Raw genomic sequence first — 19,486 nt, 5'->3', positions numbered from 1 at the left:
AGAGGGAATAGTTTGGAAACAGAACAGAACGATAAAAATATCATCTTGGGTAGAAATCCGGTGATAGAGGCTCTGCGAAATGAGCGGGAGATGGAAAAGCTGCTGGTGGCAAAAGGAGCCGAAGGCTCGATTAAAAAGATTGTCGGCATGGCCAAGGAAAAGCACATCCCGATGACTCTGGTGGATAAGGTCACTTTGGATCGCTTGGCAGAGGGACAACCTCACCAAGGGGTGGTAGCCTATGTGTCTTCCTACAGTTACTGTGACGTAGAGGACATCTTGGATATTGCTAAGGAGCGGCAAGAACCGCCTTTTATAATGATTTTGGACAACCTGGAAGATCCTCATAACCTGGGGGCTATCATGCGGACTGGGGAGGCCTGCGGGGTTCACGGCATTATTATTCCCAAACGGCGGGCAGTAGGCATTACTGATGTCGTAGCGAAGGCTTCTGCTGGAGCGGTGGAATATATGGCTTGTGCCAAGGTATCCAATATTGCTCAGACCATCGAAAGTTTGAAGGAAAAGGGCGTGTGGGTTTATGCCTGCCACATGGATGGAGAAACGTATTATAAGACAGACCTGAAAGGCCCGGCAGCTATCGTCATAGGCAGTGAAGGGGCCGGCATCAGCCGGCTGGTGAGAGAAAAGTGCGACTTTGCCGTATCAATTCCCATGGTGGGAAAGATTACGTCTCTAAACGCGTCTAACGCCGCTGCCATTTTAATGTGTGAGGTAAGAAAACAGAGAGATGCAGGACGAGTGTAACCACATCGGCGAGGAGCTTAGTGACGAAGAGCTGGCGGCACTGGCTCAAGCGGGGGACCAGCTGGCAGAAGAAACCCTGATTCGCAAGTATAAGACCGTTATCAGAGGTAAGTCCCGGCTATATTTTGTGGCGGGGGCTGATGCAGAGGACGTGATACAAGAAGGGATGCTAGGGCTTTTTAAGGCCATCCGCAGCTACCGTAACGACCGCAATGCCAGCTTTCGCACCTATGCGGAGCTCTGTATTAATCGGCAGATTCTTTCTGCCGTCAAGCAGGCAGCTCGTATGAAGTATTCCCCCTTGAATACTTCTATTTCGATTGAGAACCGGGTGATGGATGAACGGGAGGACATTCGTCTGGCAGATACGTTGTGCTCTGGCTCCGAAGCAGATCCGGAGACCATCCTGCTCATGAAGGAAAAGATGGCCGGCCTGGAAAGCGAGGGTAAAAGCCTTTTTAGCCAGATGGAAAGCCGAGTGCTGGTAGAATTTCTTCAAGGGAAAAATTATAGTGAGATTGGCAAGCTGCTGAATAAACCACCCAAGTCCATTGACAATGCCATCCAGCGTATAAGGAAAAAATTAGAAGAACACTTGCGTGGAGGGTGAAAAGAGATAGGCTGTCCCGCTGCCTAAATAAGCCGGGCTAAATAGAGCGAATCCTGCAAAATAGGTCGAAGAAAGAGAAAAAATAGTACATGGTTTGAACTTGTTTTATACCTGTCCTGTTGTATTATTATAAGTGAATGTAAGAATAGCACCAAATGTTAGGTGGACTGACACCTTGCCTGCGCACCCCGCGCTGCTTGGGTAGAGAAGAGACCAGACAGCAGTGGGTGGACAAGCATAAAACAGTCGTTCAAAAAGGAGAGTTCAACAGGCTGTTTGGCTACGGGGGAGTTGACACTCTCCTTTTGCTTTGTTGCAGATCCGTCCCTGGAAAAGAATGAAAAATCAAGGGTGGGAAGAAAACTTACAAAAACATGTAAATTCACCTATTGACTAAGTCCATTGTCTGTTGTAAAATGTCAATAACGTGCTGTTGTAGCTCAGTAGGTAGAGCACTTCCTTGGTAAGGAAGAGGTTCGGCAGTTCAAGCCTGCTCAACAGCTCCAATTTTAAAAAGAAAATATTTGCAAGTGAATGCAAAGGGGAGGAAAAACAAAAATGGCAAAGCAGAAATTTGAGAGAACAAAGCCACATGTAAATATCGGAACGATAGGTCACGTAGACCACGGTAAGACGACACTTACAGCAGCCATCACAAAGACATTAAACCAGAGATATGGTTTAGGTCAGAAGGTTGACTTTGATATGATCGACAAGGCGCCAGAAGAAAGAGAGAGAGGTATCACGATCTCTACTTCTCACGTAGAATATGAAACACCGAACAGACACTACGCACACGTAGACTGCCCGGGACATGCTGACTATGTAAAGAACATGATCACAGGAGCAGCACAGATGGATGGAGCAATCCTGGTTTGTGCAGCAACAGACGGACCAATGCCACAGACAAGAGAGCACATTCTGCTGTCCAGACAGGTAGGCGTACCGTATATCCTGGTATTCTTAAACAAGTGCGATATGGTAGACGACGAAGAGCTGCTTGACTTAGTAGAAATGGAAGTAAGAGAACTTCTTGACGAATATGAATTCCCAGGAGATGACACACCAATCATCAGAGGATCCGCACTGGGCGCATTAGAAAACCCAGAAGGTCCATGGGGAGACAAGATTGTAGAACTGTTTGAAGCAGTAGACTCCTACATTCCAGAGCCAGAGAGAGACAACGACAAGCCGTTCATCATGCCGGTAGAAGACGTATTCTCTATCACAGGACGTGGTACAGTAGCAACAGGAAGAGTAGAGCGGGGAATGCTGAAGGTAGGCGATGAAGTAGAAATCATCGGACTGACAGAAGAGAGAAGAAAAGTAGTTGTAACAGGTATCGAAATGTTCAGAAAGCTGTTAGATCAGGCTGAAACAGGAGATAACATCGGAGCACTGCTGAGAGGAGTACAGAGAACTGAAATCGAAAGAGGCCAGGTACTGTGCGCACCAGGAACAATCCACCCACACACAAAGTTCACTTCTGAGGTATATGTACTGAAGAAGGAAGAAGGTGGAAGACACACTCCATTCTTCAACGGATACAGACCACAGTTCTATTTCAGAACAACAGACGTAACAGGAGATTTACAGTTACCAGAAGGAACAGAGATGTGCATGCCTGGAGATAACATCCAGATGACCATTACACTGATCACACCAATCGCTATCGAAGAAGGACTGCGGTTCGCTATTCGTGAAGGTGGAAGAACAGTAGGTTCCGGCGTTGTAGCTTCCGTTATCGAGTAAGCGTATAGGCATAAAAAAGAAATTTTAGGCAATGGGTAAATTCCCATTGCCTTTTTTCGTCTTTGGATTTAGAATATATGAAGAATGAAACAAATCAATCCGAAAAAATGGTTAATTATGGGCAATTTAGTATAGATTTTAGGTGGGTGAACAGCGGCTTTGGTAAAGATAACAAATAAAAGAAGGTTTCAATTATTTCTCATGATCAGCTTTATTTTGCTGATTCTTTTCGTTTTCTGTGGCGTTTGGGCGATGACAGCCTACTTCAAGACAACGATGAATGAACAAGATTCTTCGGGAAATTTGACGGTAGGGCAGTCCTCGGAAAAAGAGCAGGTCGATAACTCAACGGCAGATCCGTCGAATTCAGATCAGAAAAAGGAAGAGGTTGAAGGAGAAAAAGAGGGAAAAGGGGCGAATCATTCTCCAGAGTCGACGCCGGAATCCGACAGCGGCAGTCCCGTCGTTCAGGGAACCAGCGATGGCAGTAAGACGGTGGTTGTGCCAGAAGAACTGTCTCCAGACCAACTGTATGCGGCTTACAACGATACCTTGATTATTGGCGATTCCAGAGTGGAAGGCTTTAAGTTGTATTCTGGGGTAAAAAATGCTTCTTATTTCTGCATGAAGGCCATGACCATCGATAAAATCGTGGAGGGCAAGCAGGTGACCATAAGCGGGCAGGCTGTCTCGGTATACGATATGCTGGAGAAAGCTTCTTATAAAAAAGTGATTGTAGGCGTAGGTCTCAACGAACTAGGCTGGAATCATATAGAGACCTTTTTAGCCGACTACGGGCAGTTGATTGACGAGATTCGCCAGCGGCAGCCGGAAGCCACGATCTACTTGCAAGCGGTGTTGCCGGTGTCCAAGGCTAAAAACGACAGTGATAAGGTACATAACAACGCACAGGTCTACTGGTACAACGAAAACATCATTAAGCTGGCGCAGGATAAGGGCGTGCAGTTTGTTAATCCGGCAGCAGCTCTGGTCAATCAGGAAGGGTATCTGATACCGGAGTCGACTACGGATGGGGTTCATTTAAATGCCGCCTATTGCAAAGTGTGGGCGGAATGTCTGGCAGGTTTAATCTAATAATGGAGGGAAAGAGACGATGAAAAAGTGGAAGAAAAGTGTGATGGTAATGATGGCGCTGGGATTGATGACCGGGCTGGCAGGCTGCGGCGGGGCGAAGGAAACAACGGGGAATGTCTCTGCTCTAGAGCAGGCGGAACCGTCGGCTCTGGCAGCGTACATAGTAGAAAATACAGTGTTTAAAGATTCCATAAGTCAAGTGGACGGAGAGATTTTTTATAGCTTGTATAACTTAAGCGAGGAGATTGCTCCAGAAGCCGTGCTTTATTCCAGCACAGGGGCTACTGCGGAAGAGGTTGCCGTTATTCAGGCGGCTGATGGCAAGGTGGAAGACGTATTACAGGCTTGTGAGGATCGAATTCAGGCTCAGAAAGAGGGCTTTGAAAATTATGTACCGGGGGAACTGGACAAGCTGTCAGATCCGATTTTAGAAAGTTATGGCAACACGGTCATCTTAGTGGTGTGTGACGATAAAGAGGCGGCAAAAAAGCTGTTAGACGGCTATGGCGCACAGGAGTTATAGGAAAAGGGAAGGACTTAGGGGCGGACAATGGTTTTTAGCAGCATTTCGTTTTTGATTTATTTTCTGCCGGTGGTTATTTGCCTGCATTTCCTGGCCCCGGCCTCCTGGAAGAACCCGGTTTTACTGCTGGCAAGTCTGATTTTTTATGCCTGGGGAGAGCCGATTTACGTCTTTCTGATGATCTTTTCGATCTTGTTTAATTATGGCCTCAGCCGTTGGCTGGACAGCAGTCTGAGGCTGAGAGGGCGCACCGCTGCAACCAAAGGCATCTTTGCGGTGAGTGCGGTGGTAAACTTAGGCATCCTGGGGTTTTTCAAGTACAGCGATTTCTTAATAGAGAATATAAATTTGGTATTTACTACCCACCTATCGGTTTTGGAATTGCCTCTGCCGGTGGGTATTTCTTTTTACACCTTTCAGTTGGTGTCCTATACCATCGATTTATATCGGGGCAAAGTAAAGCCTCAGCGGGATCTCATTGCCTTTGGTACGTATGTGGCCATGTTCCCGCAGTTGGTGGCGGGCCCTATCGTGCGCATTCAGACCATTGAGGAGCAATTGATTCATCGTCCCGCTGACTTGGCTTTATTTGCTTCTGGTGTCCGGCGGTTTACCGTCGGCTTGGGGAAAAAAGTGCTGCTGGCAGATAACATGGGGCTGCTATGGGGGACCATCAGTGGTTCTGGCCCGGGGGAATTGCCGGTGGCCACTGCCTGGCTAGGAGCCTTAGCCTTTACCATGCAGATTTATTTTGATTTTTCCGGGTACTCTGACATGGCTATTGGCCTGGGACGTATGTTTGGGTTTACCTTTTTAGAAAACTTTAATTATCCGTATGTATCTAAATCGGTGACTGAGTTTTGGCGCAGATGGCACATTTCTTTGGGCAGCTGGTTCAAGGAATATGTGTACATCCCTTTGGGGGGCAACCGGCAGGGGAATGGGCGGCAGATGCTGAACATTTTGATTGTCTGGGGATTGACAGGGCTCTGGCATGGAGCCAGCTGGAACTTTGTCCTTTGGGGACTGTATTTTGCTGTCATTCTGGTGGCAGAAAAGCTGGTGATAGGGCAAGCCCTGGAAGGCTTCAGAGAGCGCCATCCTCATTTAGGCAGCGGAGTGGCCAGCTTGTATACCATGGGATTAGTGACTGTCAGTTGGGTCATTTTCGCAGCGGAGGATATGGGCTGGCTGGGCAGCTATGGAGCCAGTATGGCGGGGCTGTCGGGGGCTGGGCTGGCAGATTGCCGCACCTGGTATCTGCTGAGCAGTAATCTGCTTCTGCTGGGTGCATGTGCGATAGGCGCTACAAACTTTCCTGCCCGGCTGTGGCATCGGTGTCTGAACAGGAAGGGGTGTGATCGGTCCTGGGGGATGATTCTGGTGGAGAATATAGCATTGCTGTTGTTATTCCTCGTGAGTTTCGCCTATGTGGTGGCATCTACATACAAAGCGTTTTTATATTTTCGATTTTAAGCCCTTTGACAGATTGTTTATAGGGATGCCCATAGGAGGGGTATATGGACCGTAAGAGGGATGTGGTGACTGGCATTGGTTTTGTGCTGATTTTGATGGGATTTCTGTTTTGGTGTCTGCTGGAACCGGATCGGGTTTTTTCCGGCAATGAGAATCGGAATTTGCAGGGGCTTCCGGCCTGGTCTTTGTCAGCAGTAGCCTCAGGCCAATATATGAAGGCTTTTGAGGCGTATGCTTCCGATCACATGGCTGTCCGGGACGAGTGGGTTAAGCTAAAAAACCGTACAGATATGACCATGGGAAAGAAAGATAACGGCAGCGTCTATTTTGGTGCGGAAGGTTATCTCTTTCCGATAGAGAGTTTGGATCAAAAGCAACTGAAAAAGAATGAAGGCTATGTGGCAGCCTTTGAAAAAAAGCTGGCGGAGGCAGGCCGCCCGCTGAACTTCTCCCTGCTGATTGCCCCTACCGGAGAAGTCGTCTACCGGGATTTGCTGCCTCAGTATGCTCCGACTTCCAATCAGGAAGTTTTATTGCAGCAGCTGGCTGCGGATTTCGGCAATCAACTGACGGACCCCACCTCTCAGCTGACTGCGCATAAAGGCGAATATCTGTATTACCGGACTGACCACCACTGGACCACCTTAGGCGCTTATTATGCCTATCGGGCTTGGGCTGAAACGGTTCAGCTAGAGCCCTTGAAGCGTGCAGACCTGAAAGCGGAGACGGTGGCGAAGGACTTCTACGGCACCACCTATTCCAAGGCAGCAGGGTATCCGGTTCAGCCGGATCGCATAGAGACACTGGCACCAGAAGAAGAAACCTCGCCGGCGATGGTTATTCAGACCGCGGAAGGCGAAAAACAGTTTGACAGCCTGTATGATGCCAGCTATCTGAGCACCAAGGACAAGTACGCCTACTTCCTCAGCGGAAATAATCCTTTAACTACCGTCGCGGGAACGGCTCACAATGGGCGGAGAATGTTGGTAATCAAAGATTCCTACGCCAACTGCTTTGTTCCTTTTCTAACCGCTCACTTTGACGAAATTTACGTGGCGGATCCCCGGTATTACAAGGAAAGTCTGCTGAAGCTGGCAGAAGACAAGCAGATAACAGATGTTCTATTTTTATATAATTTGGTTCAGTTTTCTAACGACCGCAATCTGGTCTACCTGCTGAAAGAGTAGCTAGGGCGGAGAGGACTGGAAAATAATTGGAGATGAATCTTAAATTAGCCTGGATTTTAATGCTGAATTCGTATAAAATGTAAATAGACGATGAACAAAGGGAGGACCGGCGGTTCGCCCTTTTCAAATGGAGGAAACGAAGGTAAGAGAACATGAGATACAAGGTGATAAAAAAGCAGAATAACAGTGCTCGCTGCGTGGTCTGCGGAACAGAGAACAAGCTCAGCTTAAACACCAGATTCTACGAGACGGAGGATGGACATCTGACCTGCACTTTTCGTACAGAGGATTGGCACCAGAGTTATCCGGGGCGGACCCACGGAGGCTTATCAGCTGCGGTATTAGATGAGCTTATCGGCCGGACCGTATGTATCCAGGAGCCGGATTGCTGGGGGGTAACGGTAGAATTAAACCTGAAATATAAAAAGCCGGTACCCACAGAGGCCAACCTGAAGGGGATCGCCCGGATGACTAGAAACACTAGAAAGATCTTTGAAGGAGAAGGCCAGCTTCTGCTGCCCGATGGCACGGTGGCGGTAGAGGCTACAGGCAAGTATATGAAGATGCCTGTCAGTCAGATCGCCGAAGGTGATTTTGTAGATTCCGAGTGGTATCTGCTTACCAACGAGGAAGACCCGGAGGAAATTGACCTTTAAGGAAATGGAAAAAAAACTTGACATGGACAAGAGCAGATGATATCCTTAATAAGCAACTTTATGATATTTGGTATGATATGACCTGAGTATATCATGTGGAAATATGCGCGGTCTGATCACAAAATATGAGAAGATACGGAGCCTGAGAGAGTGCTCTGAATTTACGTTGAAAGCAGATAGCACAAATAGGAGGTGGATAAAGTGGCAGCAGGAGTAAGAGTCAAAATTACATTAGCATGTACAGAGTGCAAACAGAGAAATTACAGTACTATGAAGAACAAGAGAAACGACCCAGATCGTATCGAGTTAGATAAGTATTGCAAATTCTGCAAGAAGCACACTCTTCATAAGGAAACAAAATAAGGAGTGAGTAATATGGAAAACGAAAAGGCTAAGAATAAGCCGGTAGCTGCTCCTAAAAAACAAAGAGTTGGTATAGGAGAATATTTCAAAGGCATCCGGACCGAAATGAAAAAGGTTATATGGCCTACCAAGAAAGAATTGGGTTCCTACACCGTAGTCGTACTATTTACTTGTGCGTTTTTTGCAGTTGGATTTTGGCTGGTAGACTTAGGCGTTCTTGCAGCGCTGAAAGCCATTCTGGGCATTTCTTTAAAGTAGAACAGAGGGTATAAGATGTCAGATGTAGAAAACAACTTAGACCTAGATAAGGGAGAACTGGAACAAGAAGAAGCAGTAGCTGAAGTTCAGAAGGTTTCTTCCAGTTCGGGTATCGCATATGACGAAAATCAGGGTTACGTGAATAGTTCCGACAGCCCTGCTAAGTGGTATGTAGTCCATACTTATTCCGGGCATGAAAACAAGGTTAAAGTAAATATTGAGAAGATTGTCGAGAACAGAGGTATGCAGGATTTAGTTTTGGATATCATTGTTCCTACGGAAGACAGCGTGGAAGTGAAAAATGGACAGCGCAAGGTAAAGACCAGAAAGATTTTTCCGGGCTATGTTCTGGTGAAGATGATCGTTACCAACGAGTCTTGGTACTTGGTGAGAAATACTCAAGGAGTTACTGGATTTGTCGGACACGGCACAGAGCCTATTCCACTGACTAACGAAGAAGTGCGACGCATGGGAATCGAAAAGGTCCACGTGGAGATTGACGTAGAAGCAGGCGACAATGTAAAAGTTATCAATGGCCCATTTGAAAGCTTTATGGGCGTAGTGGAAGAAGTCAATATAGAAAAGGAAACCCTAAAGGTGAGAATTTCTATGTTTGGCAGAGACACCCCGGTAGAGCTGGAATTTGGACAAGTAGATAAAATCTAAAGGAAAGGAGAACGAATATGGCAAAGAAGGTTGAAGGTCTGATTAAATTACAGATTGCAGCAGGTAATGCAACACCAGCACCTCCAGTAGGTCCGGCATTAGGTCAGAAGGGCGTGAATATCATGGACTTCTGTAAGCAGTTCAACGCTAGAACCCAGGATCAGCCAGGAATGGTTATTCCAGTTGTAATCACCGTTTATGCAGACAGATCATTTACATTCATCACAAAGACTCCTCCTGCAGCAGTATTGTTAAAGAAGGCAGCCGGTTTAACAGCAGCGTCTGGCGAACCGAACAAGAAGAAAGTAGCTACTTTAACAGAAGAGCAGGTTCGTGAGATTGCGAAGATTAAGATGCCAGACTTAAACGCAGCAGATTTGGATGCAGCAGCATCTATGGTCAAGGGTACTGCAAGAAGCATGGGTATCGTTATAGAAGGTTAAGACAGGATGGGAGACCACGTTGCTTAAGGCGACAGGTCGTTTGTACCACGAGGAGGTAGAAATATGCCAAAGAGAGGCAAAGCGTACAAAGAATCAGCTAAATTAGTTGATAAGACAAATTTATATGAAGTGAACGAGGCTATGGATTTGATTTTGAAGACATCCAAGGCGAAGTTCGACGAGACTGTTGAAGTCCACATTAAGCTGGGCGTTGACGGAAGACATGCAGATCAGCAGGTAAGAGGCGCTATCGTGCTTCCTCACGGAACTGGTAAGACCAAGAAGGTCCTGGTATTCGCCAAGGGTCCGAAGGCACAGGAAGCAGAGGCAGCAGGTGCAGATTACGTAGGTGCAGAGGAACTGGCTCAGAAGATTCAGACTGAAAACTGGTTTGACTTCGATGTAGTAGTAGCCACTCCGGATATGATGGGTGTCGTTGGTAGACTTGGTAAGGTTCTGGGTCCTAAGGGACTGATGCCAAACCCGAAGTCTGGAACGGTAACTATGGATATCAATAAGGCGCTGGAAGAAATTAAGGCTGGTAAAGTGGAATACCGTCTGGATAAGACGAATATCATCCACACACCAATCGGTAAGGCTTCTTTCGGAGCAGAAAAGCTGGAAGACAACTTCAAAGCTTTACTGGAAGCAGTAGTAAAGGCAAAGCCGGCAGCAGCAAAAGGTCAGTACCTGAGAAGCGTAACAGTTGCTTCAACCATGGGCCCTGGCATCAAGCTGAATCCGATGAAGCTTTCTAACTAGTAGCAACCAGAACAATTAAATCGAATTATCACCGTAGACAGCGGGTGCACATGCTTAATTTCCCGCCGAGGTACAATATAAATATATTGTCCTTGCCGGGTCTGCGCCTGGCAGGGATTTTTTATGGCGTACCCTGTGAATCACTATCATCGGCCTGCAGGCGGATGGAGAAAGGAGTCGTATATGTCAATAGAAGCACAGAAAGAAAAACAACTGATCATTGACGAGATAAAGGATAAGCTGGAACGAGCTCAGTCAGCCGTAGTTATCGATTACATCGGAACTACTGTTGCTCAGGCGGATGCTATGAGAAAGAAGCTTCGTGCTGCCAACGTGGATTACACTATTTACAAGAATACTCTTGTAAAGCGGGCTATCCAGGGCACTCAGTATGAAGGTCTTGCTGAAGTATTGGAGGGACCTAGTGCCGTAGCCATCAGCTACGAGGATGCAGTTGCTCCAGCCAGAGTTATCAATGGCGTGATTAAAGAATACAAGAAGATGGCCTTTAAGGCTGGCGTAGTAGAAGGAAAGTTCTTTGATGCTCAGGGCATCGAAGCTATCGCTTCCCTGCCGGCAAGAGAAGAACTGATTGCCAAGTTCATGGGAAGCATCCAGTCCCCTGTATCCAAGGCAGTTCGTACTTTCCAGGCGATTGCAGATGCCAAGGCAGAAGCTGAGGCGTAAAACACGTAGACGTTTCTTTTTCACTGCTTGAGCAGCGGAAAAGGGCTTGAAAAATTAAAAGAGACCGCCTGAAGGCGGAGAAATAGAAATAAAAGGAGAATGAATATGAACAAGGAACAGATTATCGAAGCTATCAAAGCGATGACAGTTTTAGAATTAAATGAGTTAGTTAAAGCATGTGAAGAAGAATTCGGCGTATCCGCAGCAGCTCCAGTAGCAGTTGCAGGTGCAGGCGGAGCTGCTGAGGCTGCTGAAGAGCAGACTGAGTTCACTGTTGTACTGACTAGCGCTGGCGCAGAAAAGATCAAGGTTATCAAGGTTGTTAGAGAACTGACTGGCCTGGGTCTGAAGGAAGCAAAGGAATTAGTAGACGGAGCTCCTTCCAACTTAAAGGAAGGCATCGAAAAGGCAGAAGCCGAAGCTCTGAAGAAGCAGTTAGAAGAAGTAGGCGCTGCTGTAGAAATCAAATAAGATTTACCAAACAAAAGCGACTAAAATGGAGACGGCTACAGAAATGTACCGTCTCCATTTGCTATATGGACAGGGCAGTGATATTACTAAAAAGACAAATTCAGCAAAGAATTTTATAGAGTCTGCCCAAAATCGTATAAAATATGTTTGGAAAGTTCATAATAAAATTGAAGAAACTAGAAAAAATAGCTTGACTGTATTTTCAGATTGTGATAGTATAGTAGACTGCCATACAATGTTATTTGTATAGGGAATCCTGAACGTGCTGTAGGTAAGAATGTTTAAATAAGAAGCGTTCATGGAGTTAACGAATCTGAGTTTGAGTGGTTTCTCTCCGGAGAGGCCATGATATAAGGAGTGATGAATATGCTAACACCCGTTACAGTAGGTAGAAAACAGCGCATGAGCTTCTCAAAGATCCATGAGGTAGCTGAAATGCCTAATCTTATCGAAATTCAGACCGAATCTTATGACTGGTTCATCAGAGAAGGTCTATACGAAGTTTTTGAAGACATTTCCCCCATCAAGGATTATGCAGGAAATTTAGTCTTGGAATTTATCGATTATTCCTTAAGCGATCCACCGAAGTATGGGCAGGAAGAGTGCAAGGAACGTGACGTAACATATGCAGCTCCATTAAAAGTAAAAGTTCGACTGATTAATAAAGAGACTGGGGAAGTGAAGGAACAGGAAGTGTTCATGGGTGACTTCCCACTGATGACAGAAAAAGGTACCTTTATATATAACGGTGCGGAGAGAGTCGTGGTAACGCAGTTAGTACGTTCTCCTGGACCGTATTATGATGTGACTGTGGATAAGTCCAACAATAAGCTCTATTCCACCACTATCATTCCGAACCGTGGAGCTTGGCTGGAATACGAGACGGATTCCAATGAAATTATCTCTGTTCGAGTGGACCGAACCAGAAAACAACCGGTGACTACGTTGCTGCGAGCTTTGGGCTTTGGCTCCGACGAGGAGATTGTAGCTATTTTTGGTGAGGACCCGAGACTGCGCAAATCCTTGGACAAGGACCCGACGGATAATTACGAAGATGGTCTCAAGGAAATTTATAAAAAACTTCGACCTGGCGAGCCGCCAACAGTAGAAAGCGCTAAGTCTTTCTTAGATGCGCTCTTCTTTGACCCGAAGCGGTATGACTTGGCAAAGGTAGGTCGGTATAAGTACAATAAGAAGCTGGGGCTGTCCAATCGGATTATTGGCGCAGTAGCAGCTGAAGACGTGTTTGACCCAAATACTGGTGAGATTCTGGCAGAAAAAGGTCAGAAGATTTCTAGAGAATTGGGATTCCAGATTGAAAACGCCGGCGTAAAGGAGATTTTCGCCTACGGAAAGAACGATGAGGATCACGTAACCAAGATCATTGGTAACCGTTTCGTAGAGCTGAAAGCCTACGTAGACTTTGACTTGTCTGGAATTAAGGTTGAAGAAAAGGTTTATTACCCTGTTCTGATGGAGATTCTTTCAGAATGCTCTACGGACGAGGAAATAAAGGAAGCTTTGGTTTTGAGAAAACATGATTTATCACCAAAGCACATTATTATAGATGATATTATCGCCTCTGTCAGCTATATTCTCAACTTGAACTTTGGCATCGGTGCGGTGGACGATATCGACCATTTAGGCAATCGAAGACTGAGAACGGTTGGAGAACTGCTGCAAAACCAGTTCCGTATCGGCTTGGCTCGTATGGAGCGAGTGGTAAAGGAACGTATGACCATTCAGGACATTGAGGTGACGACACCACAGGCGCTGATGAACATCCGTCCGGTAACTGCCGCTATCAAGGAGTTCTTCGGAAGCTCCCAGCTGTCTCAGTTCATGGACCAGACTAATCCGTTGGCGGAGTTGACTCACAAGAGAAGACTGTCTGCCCTGGGACCTGGTGGATTGTCCAGAGAGCGAGCTGGCTTCGAAGTTCGAGACGTACACCATTCTCATTATGGTAGAATGTGTCCAATTGAAACACCGGAAGGTCCGAACATCGGCTTGATTGGTTCCCTGACTACCTATGGAAAGATCAACGAATACGGCTTTATAGAAGCGCCTTACCGACCGGTAGACAAAGCCACCGGCGTGGTAAAGGATTACATCGAATATTTGACGGCTGACGAAGAAGAAATGCTGATTATTGCTCAGGCAAATGAGCCGCTGGATTCTGAAAGCCATTTTGTAAACAATAAAGTTGCCTCCAGAGGGGTAGGCGGCGATATCGATTTGGTTCCAAGAGAACTGATCGACTACATGGACGTATCCCCGAAACAGGTTGTATCCGTAGCGACAGCGATGATTCCATTCTTGGAAAACGATGACGCCAACCGAGCCCTGATGGGATCCAACATGCAGCGGCAGGCGGTACCTCTTTTGATTCCGGATGCACCGTATGTAGGTACTGGTATGGAATATAAGGCTGCTCGGGATTCCGGTGTAGTCATTCTGGCCAAGAATGCTGGTACAGTGGAATACGTAGATGCGACGAAGATTCGCATTAAGCGGGACGATGGAACGGGTACGGACCATTACACCATGCTGAAGTTTAAGCGAGCCAACCAGAGCACTTGTATCAATCAGCGACCGATTGTCAACCATGGAGAGCACATTGAAAAGGGTGAGATCATCGCAGATGGTCCGTCCACTGACCTGGGTGAGATTGCTTTGGGCAGGAACCTGCTCATCGGCTTCATGACTTGGGAAGGCTACAATTACGAGGATGCAATCATTCTTAACGAGCGCTTGGTTATGGAAGATAAGCTGACTACCCTCCACATTGAGGAATATGAGTCAGAAGCCAGAGATACAAAGCTGGGGCCTGAGGAAATTACGAGAGATATTCCGAATGTCAGCGAGGAAGCACTGCGAGATTTGGATGAAGAAGGCATTATCCGTATCGGTGCCGAGGTTCAGCCGGGAGATATCCTGGTGGGAAAGGTGACACCAAAGGGTGAAACAGAACTGACGGCAGAAGAGCGGTTGCTGCGGGCGATCTTCGGTGAAAAGGCCAGAGAGGTGCGAGACACGTCCCTGAAGGTGCCTCACGGCGAGACGGGTATCGTAGTTGACGTTAAAATTTTCTCCCGGGAGAACGGCGATGAGCTACCTCCAGGAGTGAATAAACTAGTGCGCTGCTACATTATTACGAAGAGAAAGATTAGCGTAGGCGACAAGATGGCCGGCCGTCACGGTAACAAGGGTGTTATCTCCCGGATTCTGCCGGAAGAGGATATGCCGTTTATGGAAAACGGCGAGCCTTTGCAGGTTATGTTGAACCCGCTGGGCGTACCTTCTCGAATGAACGTTGGGCAGGTATTGGAGGTCCACTTGGGGCTGGCTGCTAATTTCAAAGATTGGTATATTGCCACACCAGTATTTGACGGAGCGAACGAGTGGGATATCATCAACCTGCTGAAGGAATGCGGATATCCGGAAACCGGAAAGCTGACTCTGCGAGATGGCCGCTCTGGTATGCCATTCGACAATCCGGTAACAGTAGGCTATATGTATATGCTGAAACTGCACCATCTGGTTGATGACAAGATTCACGCCAGAAGTACCGGTCCTTACTCCCTGGTAACACAGCAGCCTCTGGGCGGTAAAGCTCAGTTCGGCGGACAGCGTTTCGGAGAGATGGAAGTATGGGCTCTAGAGGCCTATGGTGCTGCTCATGTGCTGCAAGAAATCTTGACAGTGAAGTCCGATGACGTGGTAGGTCGTGTAAAGACTTACGAAGCCATTGTAAAGGGCGAAAACATTCCTGAGCCGGGCATTCCAGAATCCTTTAAGGTTCTGATTAAGGAAATGCAGAGTTTAGGTCTGGACGTGAAGGTCCTCACAGAAACGGATGAAGAAATTGAGATTAGAGAATCCACCGAGCTGGAGGGAATATCCAGCTTAGAGAATATCATCGACTTAGACGACGGAGAAGAGACGGAATCTTTTGAAGAAGATTTCTTGGACGACGGCGAAGAGGCAGAAGATGATGAGGAAGAGGATGACGATTTCGACATAACGGATCTTGAAAACAGTGAAGAGAGCCACGATCTTGATGATGAGTTATAGAAAGGGGGAGGGACTCCTTGAGCGATAATAACACCTACGAATTAAATAATTTTGAAGCCCTACAGATTAATTTGGCTTCTACAGACAAAATCCTCAGCTGGTCACACGGCGAGGTGAAAAAGCCAGAAACCATCAATTACCGGACCTTGAAGCCGGAAAAAGAGGGATTATTCTGTGAACGGATTTTTGGACCTACTAAGGATTGGGAATGCCACTGCGGTAAGTACAAGCGCATCCGTTATAAGGGCATTGTCTGCGACCGCTGTGGTGTAGAAGTGACCAAGGCAAAGGTGAGAAGAGAGCGCATGGGCCATATCGCCCTAGCGGCTCCAGTCTCCCATATCTGGTATTTTAAGGGCATTCCTAGCCGGATTGGCCTGGTGCTGGATATTTCCCCTAGAAATCTGGAAAAGGTGCTGTACTTTGCGGCTTACATTGTGACCGACCCAGGAGACACCAGTTTCGGCTACAAGGAGATTTTGACGGAGCAGCAGTACAGAGAAGCCAAAGAAAGATATGGAAGTGCCTTTAAGGCTGGTATGGGTGCAGAGGCTATTCGGGATTTGCTGGCGCAGATCGACCTGCCGGATTTGGCGGAAGATTTGCGGAAAAAGCTGAAAGATGCTTCTGGACAGAAAAAGATTCGAATTGTCAGACGACTGGAAGTTATTGAGGCCTTAAGAATCTCCAATAACAAACCGGAATGGATGATTCTGGAAGTGATTCCAGTTATTCCACCGGATTTGAGACCGATGGTACAGTTGGATGGTGGCCGTTTTGCTACCTCCGACTTAAACGACTTATATAGAAGAGTAATCAACCGAAATAACCGTTTGAAGCGGCTTCTGGAGTTGGGCGCACCAGATATCATTGTCCGAAACGAAAAGCGTATGCTTCAAGAAGCGGTAGACGCTCTTATCGACAACGGCAGAAGAGGCCGTCCGGTGACGGGACCTGGTTCCAGACCGCTGAAGTCTCTTTCCGATATGCTGAAGGGAAAGCAGGGACGATTCCGGCAGAACTTGCTGGGTAAGCGTGTAGACTACTCAGGACGTTCCGTAATCGTTGTAGGACCGGAACTTCGGTTCTACCAGTGCGGATTGCCAAAGAAGATGGCATTAGAGCTGTTCAAGCCATTTATCATGAAGAAATTGGTGCAGAACGGTCATGCTCATAACATTAAGAGCGCTAAGCGAATGGTGGAAAAGGTGAAGCCGGAGGTTTGGGACGTTTTAGAAAGCGTTATCAAGGAGCATCCGGTTATGCTGAACCGTGCTCCGACCCTGCATAGACTGGGAATCCAGGCTTTTGAGCCGGTGCTGGTAGAAGGTAAAGCCATCAAGCTTCACCCGCTGGTATGTACGGCCTTCAACGCAGACTTTGACGGAGACCAGATGGCTGTACATGTGCCGTTATCTGTTGAGGCTCAGGCAGAAGCCAGATTCCTCATGCTGTCTGTCAACAATATTTTGGCGCCGAAGGACGGCTCTCCGATTACAACACCTACTCAGGATATGATTTTGGGAAGCTATTACCTGACACATCCAGGAATAGACGACCGGAGCACGGAAGCTGAAAAGGGTGACGGTAAAGTATTTACAGACTTTGATGAAATGATGATGGCGTATCAGAACGGCGTAGTGGGACTTCATGCCAGAGTTAAGGTGAGAAGATACTGCGACGAAGAAGATAGCAGAGGCAAGCTGGTAGAATCTACTGTAGGCCGGTTTATTTTCAACGCTAATATTCCACAGGATTTAGGTTATGTGGACAGAAAGAGTGACAGACACTCCTTAGAAGTAGATTTCTTGTGTGACAAGAAAAAGCTGGGTCAAATCATCGACAAGTGCTACCGGGTACACGGCAACACGGGAACAGCGATTATGCTAGATGCCATCAAGGACATGGGCTTCCACTATTCTACTAAGGGAGCTGTAACCATCAGCATTTCCGACATGGAGATTCCAGATGAAAAGCCGGCAATCCTAGCTAAGGCAGGAGAGCAGGTAGACAAATACGAAAAAGCTTATCGAGCCGGATTGGTATCCAACCAGGAGCGGTATGAAAAAGTTATCAGCATTTGGAATAAAGCTACCGATGATATCGCCGATGCACTGATGAACTCTCTGGGAACCTTGAATAACTTGTTTATCATGGCTCATTCCGGAGCTCGAGGAAGTAAGAACCAGATTAAGCAGGTAGGTGGTATGCGAGGCCTGATGGCTAACGCTTCCGGTAAGACGATTGAAATTCCTATCAAGGCTAACTTCCGTGAGGGACTGTCTGTATTGGAATACTTCATTTCTACTAACGGTGCCCGAAAGGGTCTGGCGGATACTGCCCTGCGAACTGCGGACTCCGGATACTTGACCAGGCGTTTGGTAGACGTATCCCATAACGTAATCGTTCGGGAAGTAGACTGCGGTACAGATGAAGGTATCGAAGTTCGGGCCTTCACCGACGGCAAAGAAGTCATCGAAGCGCTGAAGCTGCGTATCGTCGGCAGAATTTCTCTGACAGACATTTACGATCCAAATACAGGAGCGTTGATTGTAGAGCAGAATGAAGAAATTTCCGAAGCGGCGGCAGAACATATTGAGAACTGCGGCATCGAGGCAGTGGCTATCCGCTCCGTTATGACTTGCCACAGCACCTCTGGCATTTGCGCTAAGTGTTACGGCAGAAACCTGGCTACTGGCGAAACCGTGAACATCGGCGAAGCCGTAGGTATTACAGCAGCTCAGTCCATCGGTGAACCGGGTACACAGCTGACCATGAGAACCTTCCATACGGGTGGTGTAGCGGGAAGCGATATTACCCAGGGTCTGCCGAGAGTTGAGGAGCTTTTCGAAGCTAGAAAGCCGAAAGGTCTGGCTGAAATCTGCGAGGCTGACGGTACGGTCATCTCCATTGAGACCAGAAAAGATAACAAGACAGAAGTCAAGATTCGCGGCGAAGAAGAATTGGCCTATGTGGTTCCGTACGGTGCTAGAATCAATGTGCGAGAAGGTGATTACATTCTGGCCGGTGGTTCCATCACAAAGGGCCCGTTGAACCCACACGACATTCTGCGGTTAAACGGTGTCGAAGGGGTATACCAGTACTTGCTGAAGGAAGTACAGCGGGTATATAAGCAGCAGGGTGTAGACATCAATGATAAGCATGTAGAAGTTATCGTCAGTCAGATGTTGTCTAAGTGCAAGATTGAAGAAGCGGGAGATACTTCACTGCTTCCGGGCGGACTGTACAGCTTATTTGAGATTGACGAAGCAAATGCGGCGGCTGTTGCAAATGGCGGTGAGCCGGCTTACGGCAAGCGCGTGCTGCTGGGTATCACCAAGGCTTCCCTGGCTACCAATTCCTTCCTGTCAGCGGCATCTTTCCAGGAGACCACCAGAGTTCTCACAGATGCAGCGATCAAGGGTAAGAAGGATGGCTTGCTGGGCCTGAAAGAAAATGTTATCATCGGTAAGCTCATACCGGCAGGTACGGGCATGAAGCGGTATAAGGGCATTGACCTGGATTACGGCGTGAACACCGAGTTAATGGAATCTTTTGCTAGAGATAACGATGAAGATGAAGAAGAAGACTTCGAAGATCTGGCAGATATGGAATCCGTAGTGGATACTGACTTTGCAGGAGCAGAGATTGTGGAGTTAGAGGATACAGAATAATTAACTTGACATGAAATC

At 47.2% G+C, this 19,486-nt stretch carries 17 protein-coding genes, 1 tRNA gene and 1 other annotated feature; all 18 genes read left to right on the top strand.

The genetic code is table 11. The features are described 5' to 3' along the window. The first annotated feature begins 12 nt into the window (after positions 1 to 12). The 18 genes from rlmB (at position 13) to rpoC (ending at position 19,468) form a co-directional block, all read left to right on the top strand. Positions 13 to 768: a 23S rRNA (guanosine(2251)-2'-O)-methyltransferase RlmB gene (gene rlmB, locus Ami103574_RS13510; RefSeq protein ID WP_281350929.1), complete on the top strand. Its 756-nt coding sequence runs from the start codon at positions 13 to 15 to the stop codon at positions 766 to 768. Then, positions 752 to 1,378, top strand: coding sequence for an RNA polymerase sporulation sigma factor SigH (gene sigH / locus Ami103574_RS13505; protein WP_163067488.1), 627 nt, complete (start codon positions 752 to 754; stop codon positions 1,376 to 1,378). Before rlmB ends, sigH begins: the two co-directional genes overlap by 17 nt. Positions 1,379 to 1,807: 429 nt before the next feature. Continuing rightward, positions 1,808 to 1,884, top strand: a tRNA-Thr gene (locus tag Ami103574_RS13500). Between the two features lie 52 nt (positions 1,885 to 1,936). Beyond that, positions 1,937 to 3,130, top strand: a complete 1,194-nt coding sequence (gene tuf, locus Ami103574_RS13495) for an elongation factor Tu (RefSeq protein WP_163067470.1) — start codon at positions 1,937 to 1,939, stop codon at positions 3,128 to 3,130. A gap of 159 nt (positions 3,131 to 3,289) precedes the next feature. Further along, positions 3,290 to 4,225 (top strand): GDSL-type esterase/lipase family protein, encoded by a 936-nt coding sequence (locus Ami103574_RS13490; RefSeq protein ID WP_163067487.1) that lies wholly within the window; start codon positions 3,290 to 3,292, stop codon positions 4,223 to 4,225. Between the two features lie 19 nt (positions 4,226 to 4,244). Further along, a complete protein-coding gene (locus Ami103574_RS13485) occupies positions 4,245 to 4,748 on the top strand; it encodes a DUF4358 domain-containing protein (RefSeq protein WP_163067486.1) in 504 nt (167 codons plus the stop codon). A gap of 27 nt (positions 4,749 to 4,775) precedes the next feature. Then, positions 4,776 to 6,224 (top strand): MBOAT family O-acyltransferase, encoded by a 1,449-nt coding sequence (locus Ami103574_RS13480; RefSeq protein WP_163067485.1) that lies wholly within the window; start codon positions 4,776 to 4,778, stop codon positions 6,222 to 6,224. 44 nt (positions 6,225 to 6,268) lie between these two features. Continuing rightward, entirely contained in the window at positions 6,269 to 7,411 is a 1,143-nt protein-coding gene (locus tag Ami103574_RS13475; protein ID WP_163067484.1) for a DHHW family protein, read from the top strand. A gap of 152 nt (positions 7,412 to 7,563) precedes the next feature. Further along, a complete protein-coding gene (locus Ami103574_RS13470; RefSeq protein WP_163067483.1) occupies positions 7,564 to 8,067 on the top strand; it encodes a PaaI family thioesterase in 504 nt (167 codons plus the stop codon). A gap of 201 nt (positions 8,068 to 8,268) precedes the next feature. Next, the gene (gene rpmG / locus Ami103574_RS13465) at positions 8,269 to 8,430 is read left to right on the top strand and encodes a 50S ribosomal protein L33 (protein WP_163067482.1); all 162 of its coding nucleotides are present in this window, start codon (positions 8,269 to 8,271) and stop codon (positions 8,428 to 8,430) included. A gap of 12 nt (positions 8,431 to 8,442) precedes the next feature. Beyond that, the gene (gene secE / locus Ami103574_RS15880; protein ID WP_163067481.1) at positions 8,443 to 8,688 is read left to right on the top strand and encodes a preprotein translocase subunit SecE; all 246 of its coding nucleotides are present in this window, start codon (positions 8,443 to 8,445) and stop codon (positions 8,686 to 8,688) included. 15 nt (positions 8,689 to 8,703) lie between these two features. Next, complete coding sequence (gene nusG / locus Ami103574_RS13455; protein WP_163067480.1) at positions 8,704 to 9,354, top strand: transcription termination/antitermination protein NusG; 651 nt, start codon at positions 8,704 to 8,706, stop codon at positions 9,352 to 9,354. 17 nt (positions 9,355 to 9,371) lie between these two features. Next, positions 9,372 to 9,797 carry a 50S ribosomal protein L11 gene (gene rplK / locus Ami103574_RS13450; protein WP_163067479.1) on the top strand — a complete coding sequence of 142 codons (426 nt, stop codon included), beginning with the start codon at positions 9,372 to 9,374 and terminating at the stop codon, positions 9,795 to 9,797. Positions 9,798 to 9,860: 63 nt separating this feature from the next. Further along, entirely contained in the window at positions 9,861 to 10,559 is a 699-nt protein-coding gene (gene rplA, locus Ami103574_RS13445) for a 50S ribosomal protein L1 (RefSeq protein WP_163067478.1), read from the top strand. Between the two features lie 13 nt (positions 10,560 to 10,572). Next, positions 10,573 to 10,691 (top strand) — a sequence feature (ribosomal protein L10 leader region). A 51-nt stretch (positions 10,692 to 10,742) separates the two neighbouring features. Continuing rightward, complete coding sequence (rplJ, locus tag Ami103574_RS13440; RefSeq protein WP_163067477.1) at positions 10,743 to 11,246, top strand: 50S ribosomal protein L10; 504 nt, start codon at positions 10,743 to 10,745, stop codon at positions 11,244 to 11,246. A gap of 105 nt (positions 11,247 to 11,351) precedes the next feature. After that, positions 11,352 to 11,717, top strand: coding sequence for a 50S ribosomal protein L7/L12 (rplL, locus tag Ami103574_RS13435; protein ID WP_163067476.1), 366 nt, complete (start codon positions 11,352 to 11,354; stop codon positions 11,715 to 11,717). Between the two features lie 366 nt (positions 11,718 to 12,083). Next, positions 12,084 to 15,794 (top strand): DNA-directed RNA polymerase subunit beta, encoded by a 3,711-nt coding sequence (rpoB, locus tag Ami103574_RS13430; RefSeq protein ID WP_163067475.1) that lies wholly within the window; start codon positions 12,084 to 12,086, stop codon positions 15,792 to 15,794. Positions 15,795 to 15,811: 17 nt separating this feature from the next. Further along, positions 15,812 to 19,468, top strand: coding sequence for a DNA-directed RNA polymerase subunit beta' (gene rpoC, locus Ami103574_RS13425; RefSeq protein ID WP_163067474.1), 3,657 nt, complete (start codon positions 15,812 to 15,814; stop codon positions 19,466 to 19,468). Positions 19,469 to 19,486 lie beyond the last annotated feature (18 nt).

The organism is Aminipila butyrica (assembly GCF_010669305.1).
GTDB lineage: Bacteria > Bacillota > Clostridia > Peptostreptococcales > Anaerovoracaceae > Aminipila > Aminipila butyrica.
The sequence above is the reverse complement of the archived record's forward strand: the minus strand, read 5'-3'. Positions and strand labels throughout refer to the sequence as shown.

Bases quoted from the DNA above. Each gene is read 5' to 3' on its own strand.
- sigH (WP_163067488.1), top strand. From the start codon at position 752: ATGCAGGACGAGTGTAACCACATCGGCGAGGAGCTTAGTGACGAAGAG.
- tuf (WP_163067470.1), top strand. From the start codon at position 1,937: ATGGCAAAGCAGAAATTTGAGAGAACAAAGCCACATGTAAATATCGGA.
- Ami103574_RS13485 (WP_163067486.1), top strand. From the start codon at position 4,245: ATGAAAAAGTGGAAGAAAAGTGTGATGGTAATGATGGCGCTGGGATTG.
- Ami103574_RS13480 (WP_163067485.1), top strand. From the start codon at position 4,776: ATGGTTTTTAGCAGCATTTCGTTTTTGATTTATTTTCTGCCGGTGGTT.
- Ami103574_RS13475 (WP_163067484.1), top strand. From the start codon at position 6,269: ATGGACCGTAAGAGGGATGTGGTGACTGGCATTGGTTTTGTGCTGATT.
- Ami103574_RS13470 (WP_163067483.1), top strand. From the start codon at position 7,564: ATGAGATACAAGGTGATAAAAAAGCAGAATAACAGTGCTCGCTGCGTG.
- secE (WP_163067481.1), top strand. From the start codon at position 8,443: ATGGAAAACGAAAAGGCTAAGAATAAGCCGGTAGCTGCTCCTAAAAAA.
- nusG (WP_163067480.1), top strand. From the start codon at position 8,704: ATGTCAGATGTAGAAAACAACTTAGACCTAGATAAGGGAGAACTGGAA.
- rplK (WP_163067479.1), top strand. From the start codon at position 9,372: ATGGCAAAGAAGGTTGAAGGTCTGATTAAATTACAGATTGCAGCAGGT.
- rplA (WP_163067478.1), top strand. From the start codon at position 9,861: ATGCCAAAGAGAGGCAAAGCGTACAAAGAATCAGCTAAATTAGTTGAT.
- rplJ (WP_163067477.1), top strand. From the start codon at position 10,743: ATGTCAATAGAAGCACAGAAAGAAAAACAACTGATCATTGACGAGATA.
- rplL (WP_163067476.1), top strand. From the start codon at position 11,352: ATGAACAAGGAACAGATTATCGAAGCTATCAAAGCGATGACAGTTTTA.
- rpoB (WP_163067475.1), top strand. From the start codon at position 12,084: ATGCTAACACCCGTTACAGTAGGTAGAAAACAGCGCATGAGCTTCTCA.